The following is a 16,253-nucleotide window of genomic DNA, read 5'->3' on the forward strand; positions in this document are numbered from 1 at the left end:
TTTTCTCCTTTAGCTTGATGATTCATGCTATTTTTTGAACAAATATAAAACTTCAAGAGTATATGGATGTCCTCAAATACGGTCAAGCTTAGTCTTTTTCTCTGCCTGAGCATGTGCTTAGGCATCGGCATTCTGCGTTTTTCCTATACTGCCCTGTTACCTGGTACACGTGAAGCCTTTGTCTGGAGCGCGAGTTTTGCCAGCCTTTTGGGTAGTGCCAATCTACTGGGTTATTTAATGGGTGCTTTTGCAGCGATGCGCTTGCCTCAAGATCGAAGCATGAGTACCTATATCCAGCTTGCTGCAATAGCTGGAATGGTTAGCTTATTCTGTTGCGCTTTTTCAGGGTTTTCTGAAATCTGGTATATCAGCTGGCGCGTGATCTCCGGTATCAGTGGTGGTCTGCTCATGATTTTGTCACCAAGTGTCGTGGCTCAGTGCTGCGATTTAAAAGACCGTTTTAAGATCAATTTTATTGGTTTTAGCGGAATTGGATTGGGGGTTTTACTAGCTACACTGTTTTTACCTTATCTTGACCAGATTTCCATACGTACGGCCTGGCTGATCTTATGTGGGTTTGCCCTGATGATTTGTATCTGCTTAAGCCTACTGATACAACAATTTAAACCCTATCTAGCTAAACAATCTGTTTCTCATGCTGCTCAAGTACCTTTAAATACAGTCTTTTATAGTTTACTGGCGGTTTATGCCTGTAGTGCATTTGCCTATATTCCGCATTCCCTGTTCTGGATTGACTATCTCAGCCATGAACTAGGATTAAGCTTATTCTGGATTAACTTTAACTGGATTCTATATGGTTTGGGCAGTGCCTTAGGTGCTTTTTCTGCCTATATTCTGGCAAGAAAATTTGGCAATTTTACCGCCTTAAAGATTCTTTATAGTGTGTATATTCTGGCGATTTTCATCGCGACTTTAAATGCTAACCCGTTCCTCACTTTCAGTTCTTCTTTTTTTACCGGAATGTTGAATCCCGCTGTGGTTTTCCTCACCTCTTATACCATTTTGCAACTGTATGGACTGGCCTATAAAAAGCTCTGGAGTATTGCGACTCTATGTTTTGCCTCTGTTCAGCTGATTGGTGGATTAAGTTTTAGCGCCCTGCAATATCTTGGATTGAACTATCATCAACAGTTTATGCTGGCTGCTTTAGTTTTATTAGGGGGAACATTACAACTGTTCTGGAATACACGTTCTTCCAAATATAAGATGGATGAGCAACCGCAACCGGTTTCTGTTCAAGAAGAAAGAATTAAATAAAGATTAAAATCAGTCAATGACCCAAATCCCAAGGAATAGGACCACGTCATTAAACGTGGTTTTATTCCATTTAATCTTTTTTCAAATCTTTAAGCGGATTAACAAACTGTTTTAGATATTCAACGCCCAATTGCCGTGAACCCTGATCATTAAGATGATTATCATCTTTAAAACGATACAAAGGCACATCATTCAACATCGTTTTACATGCCTGCTGATCACAGATGACTTTGGTTGGATCAATAATTTTTAATTGTGGATATTTCAGTTTTGCTTCTGCCAGAATCTGATTGAATTGCTTTAAATGTGCTTCATAACTTTTTCGAGAAACTGTACATGAAGCGTCTCGATGAAGAATCTCTTTACGAATATTACAATCAGATGGAATCCCTTCCCAGTCTAGATGTGGTACATCATTAATTAGCACCACCTGATCACTAGATTGATGGGCAATTTCTAAGGCTTTCATCAAGCCTGCTCTAAATATCTCTTCCTCAGTATGATGGACACTATCTTTAAGTTTTACATCATCGTCAAAATACTGCGCATAAGAACCCGCCAGAATAATCATTGGATAATGGGTTTCTTTAAGATGCGCAGTAATAGCATCATTACGTTTTTGGAATTTGGTCAATTCTTTCCATTGATTCAACTTTAATTCAAATCGCTGTACATCTGGCAGATAAAAGGTTGAGCTTTGCGTAACGTCATAACCGCGTAAATCAGCATCCTTTGCCCATTCATCCAGCATTGCTGTGTAGGCATTGGCATGCGAATCGCCAATCAACAGGAAATCAATATCTTCTTTAGATTGTCCTAAGACACAATCCTGAGCATTGGGTAAAACATATTGGATCCGCAGTATCCATGCAGTTACTACGAATCACATGTGCATACGTGTGTAATGCTTCCTGTTTGTCATGCACCGATTTTGGAAAACGCTCCGGGAAACCTTCATGTGTTTTGATGGTTTGGGCGATCGCAATAAAACTGACTGCAGGTAACATAAATCCAAGAATAATCACTTTATAATTTGCAGCCATCACAAAGCGTTTCAGTGGTGTTTCAGTCAGTTTATAAGTCAGAAATGCACATATAAGTGATAGAAAAACAATAATAATCTGATTTTCCAGATTCAAGGGCAGCATATAAATGCCAAAGAACACGATGATTGGCCAGTGCCATAGATACAGAGGATATGAAATCTTGCCAATCCAGGTACTAAGACGATTACTCAGTAATAAATTACTTGAAGATATAGATTGTCCCAGATAAATAATGAGTGCCGTTGCAAGACACGGGATCAATGCCATCAGTCCTGGGAATGGGGTTTGCTGATCAAAATAAATTGCAGTTGCAAATAGAACACTTACTCCAGCCCAGACCAATCCCTGTAATAGTTTTTTTGGCAGATTCAGTTTTGGCAAGCAGCTAATCAATGCGCCAATCAATAACTCAAACGCTCGTACCGGCATGCTATAGTAAACTTTGGCTGGATTATGAGTCAGTTGCTGCTGGGCGTATATAACTAAAGCGACAATAAATACACTAATAACAAGCCAAAGATATTTACGTGAGGTTCTACTCAAGAATAGCCATAGCAAGAGCGGCCAGAAAATATAAAACTGCTCTTCTACGCCCAATGACCATAAATGCAACAAAGGCACATTTTCTACATTCGGACTGAAATAATCTCCCACCTCATTTCGCATATACAGATTGGCAATGAGCACAGTGGCATACATGACGCTTTTAAAATATTCCGTCAGCTCACCCGGCAACATCACCTGCCAAGCAATCAGGCTGACAATTGCCAGTACAGTAAAATATGCAGGTGCCAGACGGATCACCCGTTTCTTATAAAACCGTGCAATTGAAAATTGCTGCAACTCAATATCGCGCTTCAAAATGGTCGTAATGAGATAACCGGAAATGACAAAGAAAATATCAACACCAATATAGCCGCCAGAAAATAGTGACCAGCCGAGGTGATTGAAAATGACCAATGATACTGCAATCGCTCTCAGGCCATCGATATCTGGTCGATAAGCAAAACTCATAAAAACAGGAAAAACGGGAGATACGCTATTTTATGCTTTTCATTCTTTAGATGGCGATCTTTTACATTTTTTTTACATTCACCTGCGCTTATTCCAATTCTTCTACCTTTAAATAAGGATAAGGATTGGTCGCACCTTCCCCACTGAGATAAATCCCATAATGCAAATGTGGTGGTGTATTTTTCGCATTACCGGTATTGCCGACATAGGCAATGATTTCACCTGCTTCTACCCAGTCTCCTTCCTGAATATGTTCAGCATAATCATCTAGATGAGCATAATAATGTTGGCTTAAATTCGGGCCAGTAATCCAGATAACTTTACCGCCCAAATTATTGGTTCCAATCTTACGGACGATCCCTTGGGTCGCACTGACTACCGGTGTTCCCCGTTTAGCAAAAATATCAGTCCCCTCATGTTTGCGACCTTCACTCCGTGCTCCACCCCAAGTATCCTGAATCTGGCGAGGTTTTACTCCTTGTACAGGAATTTCTACTGGTCTAATCAGCTCAGCTTTTTTTAATTGCCAATAGAGGTAGGGACTTTTCCAGCCCGCTGGTTCACCTGATGGCGGTGGCTGACAGGCAGTAAGTAATATGCTTAAGGAAAATATTAAAAGCAGGATTCTGGGAATTTTCACAATAGCTCGCTTAGCTGTTTAATGAGGAGTTCGTTTTATCTTAAGGAATACACAGAAATTTAAAGTCAAAATCCTGTTATTTTTAGTGATGTTTTTTCCCAATTGTTTTTCGAAAACAGTCTTAAAAATAGCAAAACCCTCAGCTGAGGGTTTTGTTGAATCAGTTTAAATTATTTACGCTTTTTCGCACGGGATGGTTTAGAGGGTTGTTGCTGTTGCTGTTGTTGCTCTTCATTCTGAGCACTGTCCTTTTTATCCTTTTGCTGAACCTGCTTATGTTTTGCTCTTGACTTAGCCATAGCATAAACTCCTTTGGAGAACTGTCTCTATCACTGGAAGTTGCATTAATCACTCTAACCTTTATATAAAATAAGCCAATCGCTGAGCTGTATCTAAATACGTCAATGTAAAAGCATCTTTATTAAGTGATTCAATTCTGACTAGATCTATATTCGAGATATTTACATCGCTTACATAGCGTTGCATGTTGATACCTGTTTTAACCCTGAATATAAATATGGTTTTCTAAATAAAATCTTTTAAAAAATTCACGAAAGATGTGGGTACATTTCATGGCCATGATCCAGATTCAGCATTGATGTATCAACGTTCACAAAGTTTCCAGTTCAGAATCGAACCAACGCAGTAATAGTATATTTAGTATGAGAGGCTATAAAATGTAAGCCACAGTTTTCGCAGTAAAGGAATAACTAGATGATCAGGTAGATTGAATATTAGATCTGTATTCAGAGTCATCTTGCCACAATTTTGAAGTTTAAAAATTTATTAATTTCCGATTGTGCTGCTACTTGCATAGAATCTGCTAACGTTCAAATATTCTTAGCTCTATAATATTTTTTTATTGTTCTTATTTGAACTATTTTTTAATCCACATTATTTTATTCAATAAATGCTTATATTTTCTTTATAGGAATTAAATTTTAAGTTTATTAAATTTATATCTTTCTCGTTATAAATTTAAGAAATTTAATATTTTCAATTTCTAAAACATTTCTTTAATTAAGTCTACAAAATAATTCATAAGATAATTGTTCTTACATAAGGTGAAAGGGTTTTCACGCTAAGCCCGAATATCTTACATAAGCAGACACCGCTCATACATGCCCAGAGAGTTTTATCCCCTACACTGAAATCAAGTTTTAAAAAATTAGAGGATTTCATATGAAACAGTTTTCGAAAATTCTAATACTCATTACGATGGGCTTTTATGGTACTTCTACTATTGCAGCAGATGCTATTCCTTTGGAAGCTAAAGCTGCCGCAGAAGCACAAAAAGCTGCGCTAGAATATTCTGAAAATCAGAAGAGTGATTCAGACTCAGACTGAAAACAAAATAAAGCCCACGAAGGGCTTTATTTACATACGGGAATCATTAGAAAAAAGTTATTTTAATAACTCAATGATTGTCCTACTCCATAAACCATCAAGGTAATAAGGAATACGACCAATGCGGAGACAGCTAATTCTGCTTTAGTCATGTGTTTTACCCTCATGAACAGCTGCATATTATTTATACACTACATAAGCATAAAACCAAATAACAAAATATTACATAATCTTGAATATTTAAACTAAAGTAAAACGCAATATAAGAGAGTAAAACTATAAATTAAACCTTAATTATAAATAAACATATTATTAATTTTCAATTACTTAATTGGTTTTATTTAAAAAATTAATAGATTATTTCTTTGAAATCATAAAATAATCTTTGTTTATAAAAAAAATTTTCTATGTAATATATTGCCATTCCAAAATTTAAGCTTTTGAACTTAATGTCTTTTTAAGTTATTTCATAGGTTCTAATTTTACTATTTCATAATTTATTTTCCATATTTTATATCAAATTAAAACTAAGCAACTGATATGTATTTTTAATTAATCAACAACTGCTATTTTATTTTCAATAAAATTCTCTTTTATCGTAAAGATATTTTTTATTATTTTTTAAAACCTCAATATAAATTTAAAGATCCTAAATAGAAGGATCTTTAAATTTTAAATTACTACATAGATTTGAGTACTTCTAACTCGAAATCAAGCTCCATCATCTTTTCCAGATTTGGTACAATCGCATTCACCCAAGTGCCGCTATTCCAGACTTTCAGAATTCCATTTTCTTCCTTATAGAATGCGCAGTCCTGAGCTGATATATGATGAATAACCTGGGTTCCTTCTGGTATATTTCTCATACAAACCTCCACACATTTGGTTTATTTTTAATTTAGCAGAAGATTTGAATTTTTCGTTTACATTGCTTTATAGAGTTGTATTAATTAACTATTTAATAGATTAATCATGTAACTTTCATTTTGATATAAATTTTCTTATGCACCTTATTTAAAAATATTCAAACGATAAAAAATAAAAAACCCCAACAATATATGTTGAGATTTTCTATTTATAATCAAATTAAACTAGCGGTAAATATAAGTAATGCTCAGGCTATAAAATCTCGTAAAATGTGTTGATTTATCACTTCATCAAAACTTAGATTTGAAAGATTTTGCTTGTTATGTTTGATGGTTTTATAACAATAACTTGCTGCAATACCCATACTAATTAAAGTCAACAATTTCATTGTTCACCTCAAAATTAAAAATATTAGAAACTGTGAAATTAAAATATCAGCTTGCTTTGTAGTGGTCTAAGCCAATTTGGAAAGCTTTTTGTATGGTATGTAAATTCATCAAAGCCATTTCAGGTCTATAAAAATCATTATCAATTTTTTGCTTTGCCTTGAATTGTCTTATTTTCCCTTAACTAAATCGACAAGTGCAGTCGAAAATGTAGATTATCGAGGATTAACATTCTTAAACGGAAGATCATATTTGAATACAAAAAGCACATCATTTTAAAGCGGCATGGTCGCAATCAAACGCAATCAAATTTGATGCAAAACATAAATTCGAGGAAGATAAATCAGAATCTGCTATGATAGCTTCCACTTAGTGGACTCTTTTATGTCTTCCCTTATCTCCTATTTATAAGTAAAGGAGTATTACAATGGGCAACATGACTGCCACATCAGAATTATTTTATATATTTTAGTAGGTTAAAGTGAAAATTGTCATTCTTAACAAGCCTTATGACGTCCTCTCCCAATTTCGTCCAGATGAAAAACATCAGACTATGGCGGATTTTGTAGACGATCCGGATCTGCGTATTGCTGGTCGTCTGGATATGGATTCTGAAGGTTTGATGTTCCTGACCGATCATGGCGGTTTAAACCAATATATTACCAGTCCAGCCAGCAAAAAATTCAAAACTTATCTGGTTCAGGTCGATGGCGATATAACTGAAGAAGCCTTGGAACAGCTTCGTAAGGGCGTTGAACTGAATGACGGTATTACGCTACCAGCCAAAGCAATTAAAGTCACTGAACCGGAATGGTTATGGGAACGTAATCCCCCGGTACGTTTCCGTGCTTCTGTTCCAACTTCATGGGTCGAAATTTCAATCTGTGAAGGTCGCAACCGTCAGGTTCGTCGTATGACTGCAGCAGTCGGCTTTCCTACCTTACGTTTGATTCGCACCAAAATCGGTTCGATTGATCTGGTTCAATTAGGTTTACAGCCAGGTGAAACTAAAGAAATTGAACCCCTACTTTATCCAGACTTTAAAGATGTGCCTGCTCAAGAACCTTACCGCTCGCGCTCTTATGTGAAAAAGCCGGGTGGTACCGGTGGTAAACCGATTAACAAGAAAGTAACGAAAGACGGCACAAAGAAAAAAACCGGTACACCGCGTATCTGGCAAATGGAAGAAGGTGAAAAACCACGTCGCAAGACTAATGGTACTACCCGTCCAAATACTAAGAGTCGTGGCCGTCGTACCCGTTAAGCCACTGCTCAGGTCGGGAAGATCAAACTAAAGACCACACCTTGAGGATGGTTATTCACCTGAACTTCCCCCTGATGCAACTGCATAATCGACTGCACAATCGCCAAGCCCAAACCACCCGTTTGGGCTTTTTGATGCCGGCTGCTATCAATCTGGTAAAAACGTTCAAACAGATGGGCTAAATGCTGCTCGGGGATCTGTACACCTGCTGTCAGCACATCAATCCGACAGCTATTTTCTGTAGTCATCGCCGTGATTCTGATCTCTCCATTTTCCTTTCCATACTGCACTGCGTTGCTGAGTAAATTGGCAAGCGCACGTTGCAGATATTCTGGATGCGCAGCTATATTCAGTTGAGCCGGAATATCCGTATAAATAGATATATTTTTTCTTCTGCCAGAAACTCAGAATATGCCAGCAAATCTTCTATGATCTGGCTCAGTTCTAGTGTCTGTTTTTCTATCTGATAATGACCATGTTCTACCCGGGCGATAAACAGCATGTTTTCAATCATCTGGGGCAGACGTTCATATTCTTCCAGATGAGAATACAGCAGATTTTCTAATTCATCGCGACTACGTGACTTCGACAAGGCAATCTGGGTTTGCCTCATCAAGTTATTCAGGGGCGTTCGTAATTCATGAGAAATATCTTCAGAAAATCGGGCCAGCTGTTCATAGCCTTGCTGTATACGGTCCAGCATGGCATTCATGGCCTCGGTTAATTGCTGCACCTCAATAGTTTGGGATTGCAACTCGATACGCTGATCCAGCTGCTGCACACTGATCTGCTGAGTCGCGTAAATTAACTGACGCATGGATCGCAATAGATAGTGTCCGATTAGCCAGGCTAATAAGGTGGATAAAATAATACCGAGCAGAGTGTAGATCACTAATTTTATCAGGTAATGTTTTAAAAGCTGTTGCCCTGCTACTAGCTGCTTGCCGGCAATCAGTTGATAAGACTGTCCATTAAAGTCCATTTGCTTAAATGCTAAACGGGTCGTGGGTTGTTCAAGCTTATTATTTTGATAATTCAGCCTAGTGTCATAATCCAATAGAGGAATAGTAATATTTAAAGGATTAATATCAATTAATGTATTCTGCGCGTTTTTAAGGATCAGTAAGTTATCTTCCTGTCCAAGCATATTCTCATAAAGCTCTGGATGTTCGATCAGCACCTGAAAGCTTTGCTGATCAGCCAGAAATATTTCAATTCTGGAAATCCGCAAGGCCAAGGCTTCATCCTGCTGTTATTGCACCATCTGCTGCATATTGTGATAGGACAACCCGCCGATGCTTAAAAAAACGATACAGGAAATGAGGCCAAAGGCGATGCCGAGTCGTGTACCCAAATGCATTTTCATGCTTGCGCATCCAGCTTATAGCCCATACCACTTACCGTATGAATAAGTTTTGGACTGAAATGGTTATCAATTTTAGAACGTAATCGGCGTACAGCAACATCAACGACATTGGTATCGGTATTAAAATTAATATTCCAGACCAGTGAAGCAATTTGTGTCCGGGTTAACACTTCGGACTGGTGTTCCATCAGCAACTGCAAAAGTACAAACTCTTTTTGGGTAAGCTCAATTTTTTGCTGGTCTCGAAATACTTCCCGGGTTAAACGATTCAGCTCTAAATTGGCCACTTGATACATTTCATGTTGTGTTTTGGGTACACGGCGCAGCAGACTTTTGATACGGGCCAAGAGTTCGATATAAGAGAAAGGCTTAGTTAAATAGTCATCTGCACCTAGTTCCAATCCTTTAATCCGGTCAAGCACATAATCTTTGGTCGTCAGCATGAGTACGGGAACTTTAGAGAAAGTACGCAAAGTTTTGAGGACTTGCCAGCCGTCCAGGTCGGGAAGCATCACATCCAGCAATACCAGATTAATCTGTTGCTGTTCCAGCACTGATAAGGCATGCAGGCCATTACACGCCTGTGTAGTCTGGTAGCCGGATTCATTTAAGCCTGTGGCCAAGAAGCCGGCAATTTTGGCTTCATCTTCTACAATTAAAATATGCATGGGCTGAGTTTAATCAATTTCATACAGCGCAAAGATTACAAAGTGGTAATCTGATTGTCATCCATGGGCCTCAATTATTTGATTATGATCTTCTCAATTTCTATATGACTGAACATTATCATGAGAAGCAGATTGAATCAGAGAAAAATATTTTTATATCTAGCGAGCTTAGCGATGGTCAGCTTAAGCCATGCTGAATTAAAAACGGCCTATATTATGGACTTGAACACAGCAAACCAACTTGCTGAGAATGTCATGCAAACTTGTCAGAAAGCCAGCAAACCCGCTGCAGTCACGGTACTGGATCAAGGCGGCAATGTTCTGGCCAGTCAACGGCATGAATCTGTCGGAATTCACAATTTAACTGCATCACAGCGTAAAGCCTTTACTGCATACTCGACTAAGACAAGTACATTGGATTTTATGCGTCATGCACAAAAGAACCCGAATGCACAGAATTTAAATACCTTGGATGAATTGTTATTACTGGGCGGCGGGGTACTTGTGGTTTATAAAAACCAGCTCATTGGCGCTGTTGGTGTTGCAGGCTCTGGTGGCTCTGAACAGGATCATCAGTGTGCCGTACAAGGCATTCAACATACTTTAAAACAACTTTAATTTTATCCATCTATTGAATAGGAACAGACCCATGAAAAAAATTATTTTTGGTGCTCTTCTAACGGCGACAGCAAGCTTTTCTTTTGCACAGAATCCTTTAAGTGTGCATGTGCTGAATCAGGAAACTGGTCTGCCTTCCGCCAATGTCGCGGTGATTTTGGAAGCTCAGCAAGGTGACAAGTGGATAAAACTGAATGAGTTAAAAACAGATGCGAATGGCCGTATTAAAGAGCTTTATCCTAAAGATACTGCTTTACAGAAAGGCATCTATAAAGTGACCTTCAAAACCGGTGACTGGTTTAAGACCAATAATCAACGCACCTTCTTCCCTGAAGTGCCTGTGGTATTTACGATTGACGGTACTCTAGAGCACTATCATATTCCCTTATTACTGAGCTCTTATGGTTATTCAACCTATCGTGGCAACTAATCCTTATTATCTATAAGCGTCATTTTCATGGTGCTTTATTTTGATGTGTAAAACAGCTGCATTTTATCATTCATCTGGCTTTCGCTTGTTATTTATCTCCTGAAATGCTATTTATGATTCACATAATTATTATTTTTAAAATAAAGTGTATCTAAAAAGGAGTTTTGCAATGGATCAGCAAGTGAATCAAATGTTTAACCAGGACCGATTAATTCAGTATCTCGGTACACATCTAATTTCCTATAACCACAATCATGCGAAGATTGAACTTAAAGTGACTGAACAACATTTACAGGGACATCAAACCTGTAACGGCGCTGTGATTTTTGCATTAGCTGATGCTGCATTTGCCATTGCCTGCAATACCGGCGAACACCCAGCAGTCGGCCAACATTGCGGGATTCATTATTTAAAACCAGCTTTGTTAGGTGATACCCTTATCGCCATAGCTGAACATAAGGCCAGTAGCGGTCGTAGTGGTATTTACGATATTCAGATCCTGAATCAGAAAGATCAAATCGTGGCTGAATTCCGTGGAACTTCACGACTGATCATTAAATAAATCATCTAAAAAACCCAATAAAAAACCGCTGTCTTAACAGCGGTTTTTTTAATAGCAACATTCTGATTAAGCTTTCAACCATTTCTCGGCTTTAGCTTGATCTTCAACTTTTAACTCAACCTCAGTCAGTTCAGAACCACCATTTTGAACTTCAAAAGTCATCAGCTCATCACGACGGAATGCATGGACAGTATACGTACCTTCCTGTTTCGCATATTTCTCGACAAGTTTCATCGTTGCTTTAAGGCCATCAATCGCTACAATTACATCATTCGCTGAAAGGCCCGCTTTCACCCCTGCTCCATCACGACGTGCAGACTGAACCAGCACACCTTCAGGCTTATCTGCAAGTTTCAGACCGAATGGCAATGACTTATCATTTTTCAGGGTATAGCTCACGCCAAATTCAGGTAGTAGCTGATCCAATGGCAATTCATCAGTAGTATTGATCAGATGATTGATCTGTTCTAACCAGTTATCACCTGTCAATTCCTGACATAACTCAAAGATAGTCCGTTCATTGACCTGAATGCCATTTTGCGTATTTTCATAAAGCTTACGCATCAAAGCGTCCAGACTTGAGCCACGCAGACGGAGACCTAGATCAAGACACAATGCGACTAAACAGCCTTTATTGTAGTAGCTTGTACCGGCATTGTTTGAGTTTTCATCCTGACGATAGAATTTCACCCAGGCATCAAAGCTAGACTCAGATACTGACTGGATAAAACGTCCCGGGTTTTGCAAATAGCGATCAATCTGCGCTTTCAGCAATGCAATATAAGATTCCTGATTGATCACACCACTACGTAGCAGAATCAGGTCGTCATAATAAGACGTAAACCCTTCAAAGATCCAAAGCAAAGAGGTATAGCCTTCTTTGTTCAGGTCATAATTCACGAAGTTTTCTGGACGAATAAATTTAACTAACCATGAATGGAAATACTCATGACTACATAGACCAAGGAAACGCTGATAATCTTTCGATGGCTCTTCAGGCTCATCTGCTTTAGGGAAGTCATCACGCGGTGTAATCAGACTGGTTGAGTTCGGATGCTCCAGACCACCATAGCTGTTACCGGTTGCCATAGTCATAAAGGTATAATCATTGAATGGTGCAGAACCGAACATGGAAATTTCTGTCGCACAGATTTTCTCAATATCCTGCTTCATACGCTGTTCATTCATCGCATGTTTGCCTGACACCACAAACTCATGCGGAATGCCATTGGCTTCAAAACTGAAACGGGTCTGCTCTGCCAGTTCAAACGGTGCATCAATCAGGTCAGCATAGTTTTTTGCTTTTAAGGTATAGCGACCTTTGACCAGACTTTTGGCCTGCATACCCGTCGCAAGCTGGAAATGTTTCAGCTCATCCGGCAGGAATACTTCAACTTCAATTTCTTTATCTTCCTGACCTTCCAACCCCAAACATGCACAAGCCGGGTTCACATAGAGACGGTTTTGATCCACATATGCACCACGAACAGACAGGTCATACGCGTAGACATCGTATTCCACAGTAATCAGTTCATGATCCGTATTGAATAAACGCCATTTATTCTTTTCAAACTTCTGGATTTGTAGCTGGCGTCCATCCTCATCATAAGCCTTGACCGCCTCAATATGCTTTGAGAACTCGCGAATCAAGTAACTGCCCGGAATCCAGGTCGGTAAAGAAAGGACTTGCGTTGGGTCTGCTAAAAAGCGAAGAGTTACGTGAATAAGGTGCTGACGATAATCGTCAAATTCGATTTGATAATGCAACATAATGGGCGATATAAAATACAAATAAATGAGTTATAGCTTAGCTTAGCATTTTTTAGGCCAGTATTGCTTAGCTGTCGCATTTGTCTACATTTCTGACTAGCTATCTTTAAAAAAAAGGCATAGCATGCGTGAAAATTAAATCGTTCATCGACCGGTTGGTTATTAAGGAACATCTTTGAAATACATCATCTCACTGCTTGCAGTTCTCAGCCTGTTTGTGCCTGCAATTTCATATGCTGCCCTTCTGAATATTTTGCCTGAAAGCGTTGAAGCAGAAGCCTGGACCATTCTTGACTCACAATCAGGTCAGGTCATTGCCGAACACAATGCCGATGTTCAACGTGCACCTGCTTCCCTCACCAAAATGATGGTCGCTTATATTGCACTCAAGGAAATCCAGGCTGGTAAATTGGATAAAAGTGAAGTATTAACTGCAACGCCGATTGTGAAAACAGTGATGTGGGATGAGTCACAAATGTACCTGAAAGAAGGTGAGCAGATTTCGATTGATCAGCTTCTAGCGGGCCTGATTATCATGTCGGCGAATGATGCTGCTGTGACATTGGCAGAAAAAATTTCAGGTGATATTCCGAGCTTTGTCGAGCGAATGAATCGGGAAGCAAAAGCTTTGGGCATGGTACATACCCATTTCCAGAATCCGGCCGGCATTACCATGCCTGAGCATTATTCTACTGCAGCCGATTTGGCGCGTTTGTCGGCAGCTGTGGTCAACCAGACTCCGGACTATCTGTATTATTCCAAGCAGCCAAGTTTTAGCTATAACAACCATTTTCACCGTGCCACTAACCGCGTGTTGCAGGTGGACTCAAGTGTCGATGGTTTAAAAACGGGCTTTACTCGCGCAGCCGGCTATAACCTGGCGCTCACTGCCAATCGTCCGACTTATGATATGGAACTGCCCCACCGTCGTTTGATCGTGGTAGTTCTAGGTACCAAAAGTGCTGCCAAACGCGCTGAAGTGTCGCATAAGTTAATGAATCTGGCATATACCTATACCCGCAATGAAGTCGCCATTAAAGACAAACAGCTACTGGCTGAATTACCGGTGATCAAATCGACTTTGAAAATGTTTAAGGTTGAGACTAAACAGCCGCAGATTATTACCACCTCTTTATATGATCAGAATTATACCATTGACCTGAACCAGTTCGATCAAAACCATCAACGAGTGATGTTGAATACAGGTGATGGTGTAATGCAAAGCATTGAACCGCTACATGAAACCCAGACCCATATTAATGTAGAAATGAATGCTTCTGAACTGATTGCACCTATGGCCAAAGTGATGCCATTGGCGACGATTCATGTCTATCAGAATAATCAGCTTATTCGTACCATCCAGATTGAAGATATGGTCGAACTTGAAGAAGCAGGTTTCTTCCAGAAATTCCTGAGCTGGTTATCTAGCTTCTTTGGCATCTTTGCAGAAAGTGCACCAAGTGCCAAACTCTATCCAATCCAGAAATAAGCGCTGAATACAGTTAGAAGGCTTCTCATTTGCCTTCTAACTCTCTCCTTAGAATTTCTTCTTTCTCTCGTCAATTTTACCTCTTCTGACATAATTGCTACGTTTTGTAATTTGTATAACAATTCTAATCAAGACGGCCTGCTGCCCATGCCATAGTATATTTGGTCTAAATTTCTCTTATTTTTATTAGAAAAATAAATAGGTTAATAATATATGACAGCACATCGAATCGTAATTGTAGGTGGTGGCGCAGGTGGATTGGAACTGGCTACTCAATTGGGCGAAACCTTAGGCAAGAGTGGCAAAGCACATATCACCCTAGTAGATCAGAAACTGACGCATATCTGGAAACCCTTATTGCATGAAATTGCTGCAGGTACGCTTAATCCGCATGCAGAAGAAACCAATTATTTTAGTCATGCTGCAGCTCATCATTATCACTTTGTGCTGGGAACATTTATTGATCTGGATCGTGAGGCTAAAGAAATTATTCTGGAAACAGATTATTTTTCTAAAAAAGCTCAGCCTAAACAGAAGAAACACATCAGCTATGACACGCTAGTGTTAGCACTAGGTTCCACTTCCAATGATTTCAATACTGAAGGTGTTGCCCAATACTGTCATTTTCTCGACAGCCGCCAGCAGGCCGATGTCTTCCAGCAGGATCTGCTACATCTTTATCTCAATGCTCAAAATCAAACCTCTTCCCGTGAGCTTAAAATTGCCATCATTGGGGCTGGTGCGACTGGTGTAGAACTGGCTGCCGAGCTGGTGATCGCCAAACAAAACTTTTTTAAATATGGTCTGAACAAAATTGATCCAAATAAAGTCAAAATCACTTTGATTGAAGCCGCTGATCGGATCTTACCTGCACTGTCTGAGAAAATGGCTGAACACACCATGGAGCAACTCGATCGTCTAGGTATTGAGGTATTAACCAGTCACCGGGTCGCTAAGGTCGATGAAGACCAGATTTACTTTGCTGATGGTTCAAGCCTCGAAGCTGAAATTAAGGTTTGGGCTGCTGGAATTAAAGCCCCTGAAGTTCTGGCAAAACTTAAGGGGCTGGAAAAAGACAACATTAATCGTCTAAAAGTTTATGCAACTCTGCAAACTCTGTCAGACCCGGATATTTTCGTTTTTGGTGATTGTGCTCACTGTCAGCCTGAACCAGATCAACCGGTTTTAGGCCCACGTGCGCAGGTCGCTAGCCAGCAGGCCGCTTTTCTGGTCAGAGCCTTAAAAGCACGCATTAATGGCGAAAGCTATTTACCGATGTTCAAGTTTTCTGACAAAGGTTCATTAGTGTCTTTAAGTCAAAACAGCGCTGTCGGTGAATTATTGGGTCAGGTCAATGTTCAAGGCTTTGTCGCGAAATCCATGTATGTATCCCTGTACCGGATTCATCAGGCCACCATTCATGGCTATGCCCATGCTGGCCTGTTAACTGCCAAAGACTTTGTTACACGAAAAATTGCACCCAAGCTGAAATTGCATTGAAATCGTAA

The 16,253-nt window shown here is 39.4% G+C and carries 16 protein-coding genes and 1 pseudogene; 8 read left to right on the plus strand and 9 right to left on the minus strand.

The annotated features are described in order from the left end of the window. Positions 1-66 precede the first annotated feature (66 nt). Positions 67-1,278, plus strand: coding sequence for a YbfB/YjiJ family MFS transporter (locus tag ACWM1W_RS09605; protein WP_034170700.1), 1,212 nt, complete (start codon positions 67-69; stop codon positions 1,276-1,278). Between the two features lie 70 nt (positions 1,279-1,348). On the opposite strand, the gene ACWM1W_RS09610 is transcribed toward ACWM1W_RS09605, so the two are convergent. The 4 genes from ACWM1W_RS09610 to ACWM1W_RS09625 form a co-directional block, all read right to left on the minus strand. Further along, the gene (locus ACWM1W_RS09610; protein WP_375725527.1) at positions 1,349-2,065 is read right to left on the minus strand and encodes an SGNH hydrolase domain-containing protein; all 717 of its coding nucleotides are present in this window, start codon (positions 2,063-2,065) and stop codon (positions 1,349-1,351) included. Positions 2,066-2,084: 19 nt separating this feature from the next. Then, on the minus strand, positions 2,085-3,338 hold the full coding sequence (locus tag ACWM1W_RS09615) for an acyltransferase family protein (RefSeq protein ID WP_004784135.1): 1,254 nt from the start codon (positions 3,336-3,338) through the stop codon (positions 2,085-2,087). An 88-nt stretch (positions 3,339-3,426) separates the two neighbouring features. Beyond that, the gene (locus ACWM1W_RS09620) at positions 3,427-3,978 is read right to left on the minus strand and encodes a M23 family metallopeptidase (protein ID WP_034170701.1); all 552 of its coding nucleotides are present in this window, start codon (positions 3,976-3,978) and stop codon (positions 3,427-3,429) included. Between the two features lie 170 nt (positions 3,979-4,148). Next, the gene (locus tag ACWM1W_RS09625) at positions 4,149-4,277 is read right to left on the minus strand and encodes a hypothetical protein (RefSeq protein WP_004784138.1); all 129 of its coding nucleotides are present in this window, start codon (positions 4,275-4,277) and stop codon (positions 4,149-4,151) included. Positions 4,278-5,160: 883 nt separating this feature from the next. Here ACWM1W_RS09625 and ACWM1W_RS09630 point away from each other — a divergent pair. Beyond that, a complete protein-coding gene (locus ACWM1W_RS09630; RefSeq protein ID WP_162835333.1) occupies positions 5,161-5,325 on the plus strand; it encodes a hypothetical protein in 165 nt (54 codons plus the stop codon). Positions 5,326-6,005: 680 nt separating this feature from the next. On the opposite strand, the gene ACWM1W_RS09635 is transcribed toward ACWM1W_RS09630, so the two are convergent. Together ACWM1W_RS09635 and ACWM1W_RS09640 are read right to left on the minus strand one after the other, a co-directional pair. Then, a complete protein-coding gene (locus ACWM1W_RS09635; protein ID WP_004784145.1) occupies positions 6,006-6,191 on the minus strand; it encodes a hypothetical protein in 186 nt (61 codons plus the stop codon). A 248-nt stretch (positions 6,192-6,439) separates the two neighbouring features. Then, entirely contained in the window at positions 6,440-6,580 is a 141-nt protein-coding gene (locus tag ACWM1W_RS09640; protein WP_005236401.1) for a hypothetical protein, read from the minus strand. 479 nt (positions 6,581-7,059) lie between these two features. Here ACWM1W_RS09640 and ACWM1W_RS09645 point away from each other — a divergent pair, with 479 nt between their 5' ends. After that, positions 7,060-7,842 carry an rRNA large subunit pseudouridine synthase E gene (locus ACWM1W_RS09645; RefSeq protein WP_375725526.1) on the plus strand — a complete coding sequence of 261 codons (783 nt, stop codon included), beginning with the start codon at positions 7,060-7,062 and terminating at the stop codon, positions 7,840-7,842. A gap of 8 nt (positions 7,843-7,850) precedes the next feature. On the opposite strand, the pseudogene ACWM1W_RS09650 reads toward ACWM1W_RS09645, so the two are convergent. Together ACWM1W_RS09650 and ACWM1W_RS09655 are read right to left on the minus strand one after the other, a co-directional pair. Continuing rightward, positions 7,851-9,208, minus strand: a pseudogene (locus ACWM1W_RS09650) (heavy metal sensor histidine kinase). Further along, a complete protein-coding gene (locus ACWM1W_RS09655) occupies positions 9,205-9,876 on the minus strand; it encodes a heavy metal response regulator transcription factor (RefSeq protein WP_214002075.1) in 672 nt (223 codons plus the stop codon). The pseudogene ACWM1W_RS09650 and the gene ACWM1W_RS09655 overlap by 4 nt, the downstream one beginning before the upstream one ends. A gap of 174 nt (positions 9,877-10,050) precedes the next feature. Between ACWM1W_RS09655 and ACWM1W_RS09660 the strand changes: the two genes are divergently transcribed. The 3 genes from ACWM1W_RS09660 (at position 10,051) to paaI (ending at position 11,486) form a co-directional block, all read left to right on the plus strand. Then, positions 10,051-10,494 carry a GlcG/HbpS family heme-binding protein gene (locus ACWM1W_RS09660; RefSeq protein ID WP_375725525.1) on the plus strand — a complete coding sequence of 148 codons (444 nt, stop codon included), beginning with the start codon at positions 10,051-10,053 and terminating at the stop codon, positions 10,492-10,494. 31 nt (positions 10,495-10,525) lie between these two features. Next, positions 10,526-10,924, plus strand: a complete 399-nt coding sequence (uraH, locus tag ACWM1W_RS09665; RefSeq protein ID WP_034170705.1) for a hydroxyisourate hydrolase — start codon at positions 10,526-10,528, stop codon at positions 10,922-10,924. Positions 10,925-11,093: 169 nt separating this feature from the next. Continuing rightward, positions 11,094-11,486, plus strand: coding sequence for a hydroxyphenylacetyl-CoA thioesterase PaaI (gene paaI, locus ACWM1W_RS09670; RefSeq protein ID WP_375725524.1), 393 nt, complete (start codon positions 11,094-11,096; stop codon positions 11,484-11,486). A 66-nt stretch (positions 11,487-11,552) separates the two neighbouring features. Here paaI and ACWM1W_RS09675 read toward each other — a convergent pair whose 3' ends face one another. After that, positions 11,553-13,256 carry a M61 family metallopeptidase gene (locus tag ACWM1W_RS09675; RefSeq protein WP_448765116.1) on the minus strand — a complete coding sequence of 568 codons (1,704 nt, stop codon included), beginning with the start codon at positions 13,254-13,256 and terminating at the stop codon, positions 11,553-11,555. A 175-nt stretch (positions 13,257-13,431) separates the two neighbouring features. Here ACWM1W_RS09675 and ACWM1W_RS09680 point away from each other — a divergent pair, with 175 nt between their 5' ends. Next, the gene (locus ACWM1W_RS09680) at positions 13,432-14,745 is read left to right on the plus strand and encodes a D-alanyl-D-alanine carboxypeptidase PBP6B (RefSeq protein ID WP_005236419.1); all 1,314 of its coding nucleotides are present in this window, start codon (positions 13,432-13,434) and stop codon (positions 14,743-14,745) included. Between the two features lie 213 nt (positions 14,746-14,958). Then, positions 14,959-16,245, plus strand: coding sequence for an NAD(P)/FAD-dependent oxidoreductase (locus ACWM1W_RS09685; RefSeq protein ID WP_375725522.1), 1,287 nt, complete (start codon positions 14,959-14,961; stop codon positions 16,243-16,245). Positions 16,246-16,253 lie beyond the last annotated feature (8 nt).

It is taken from the genome of Acinetobacter sp. TW_SC_4 (assembly GCF_054861205.1).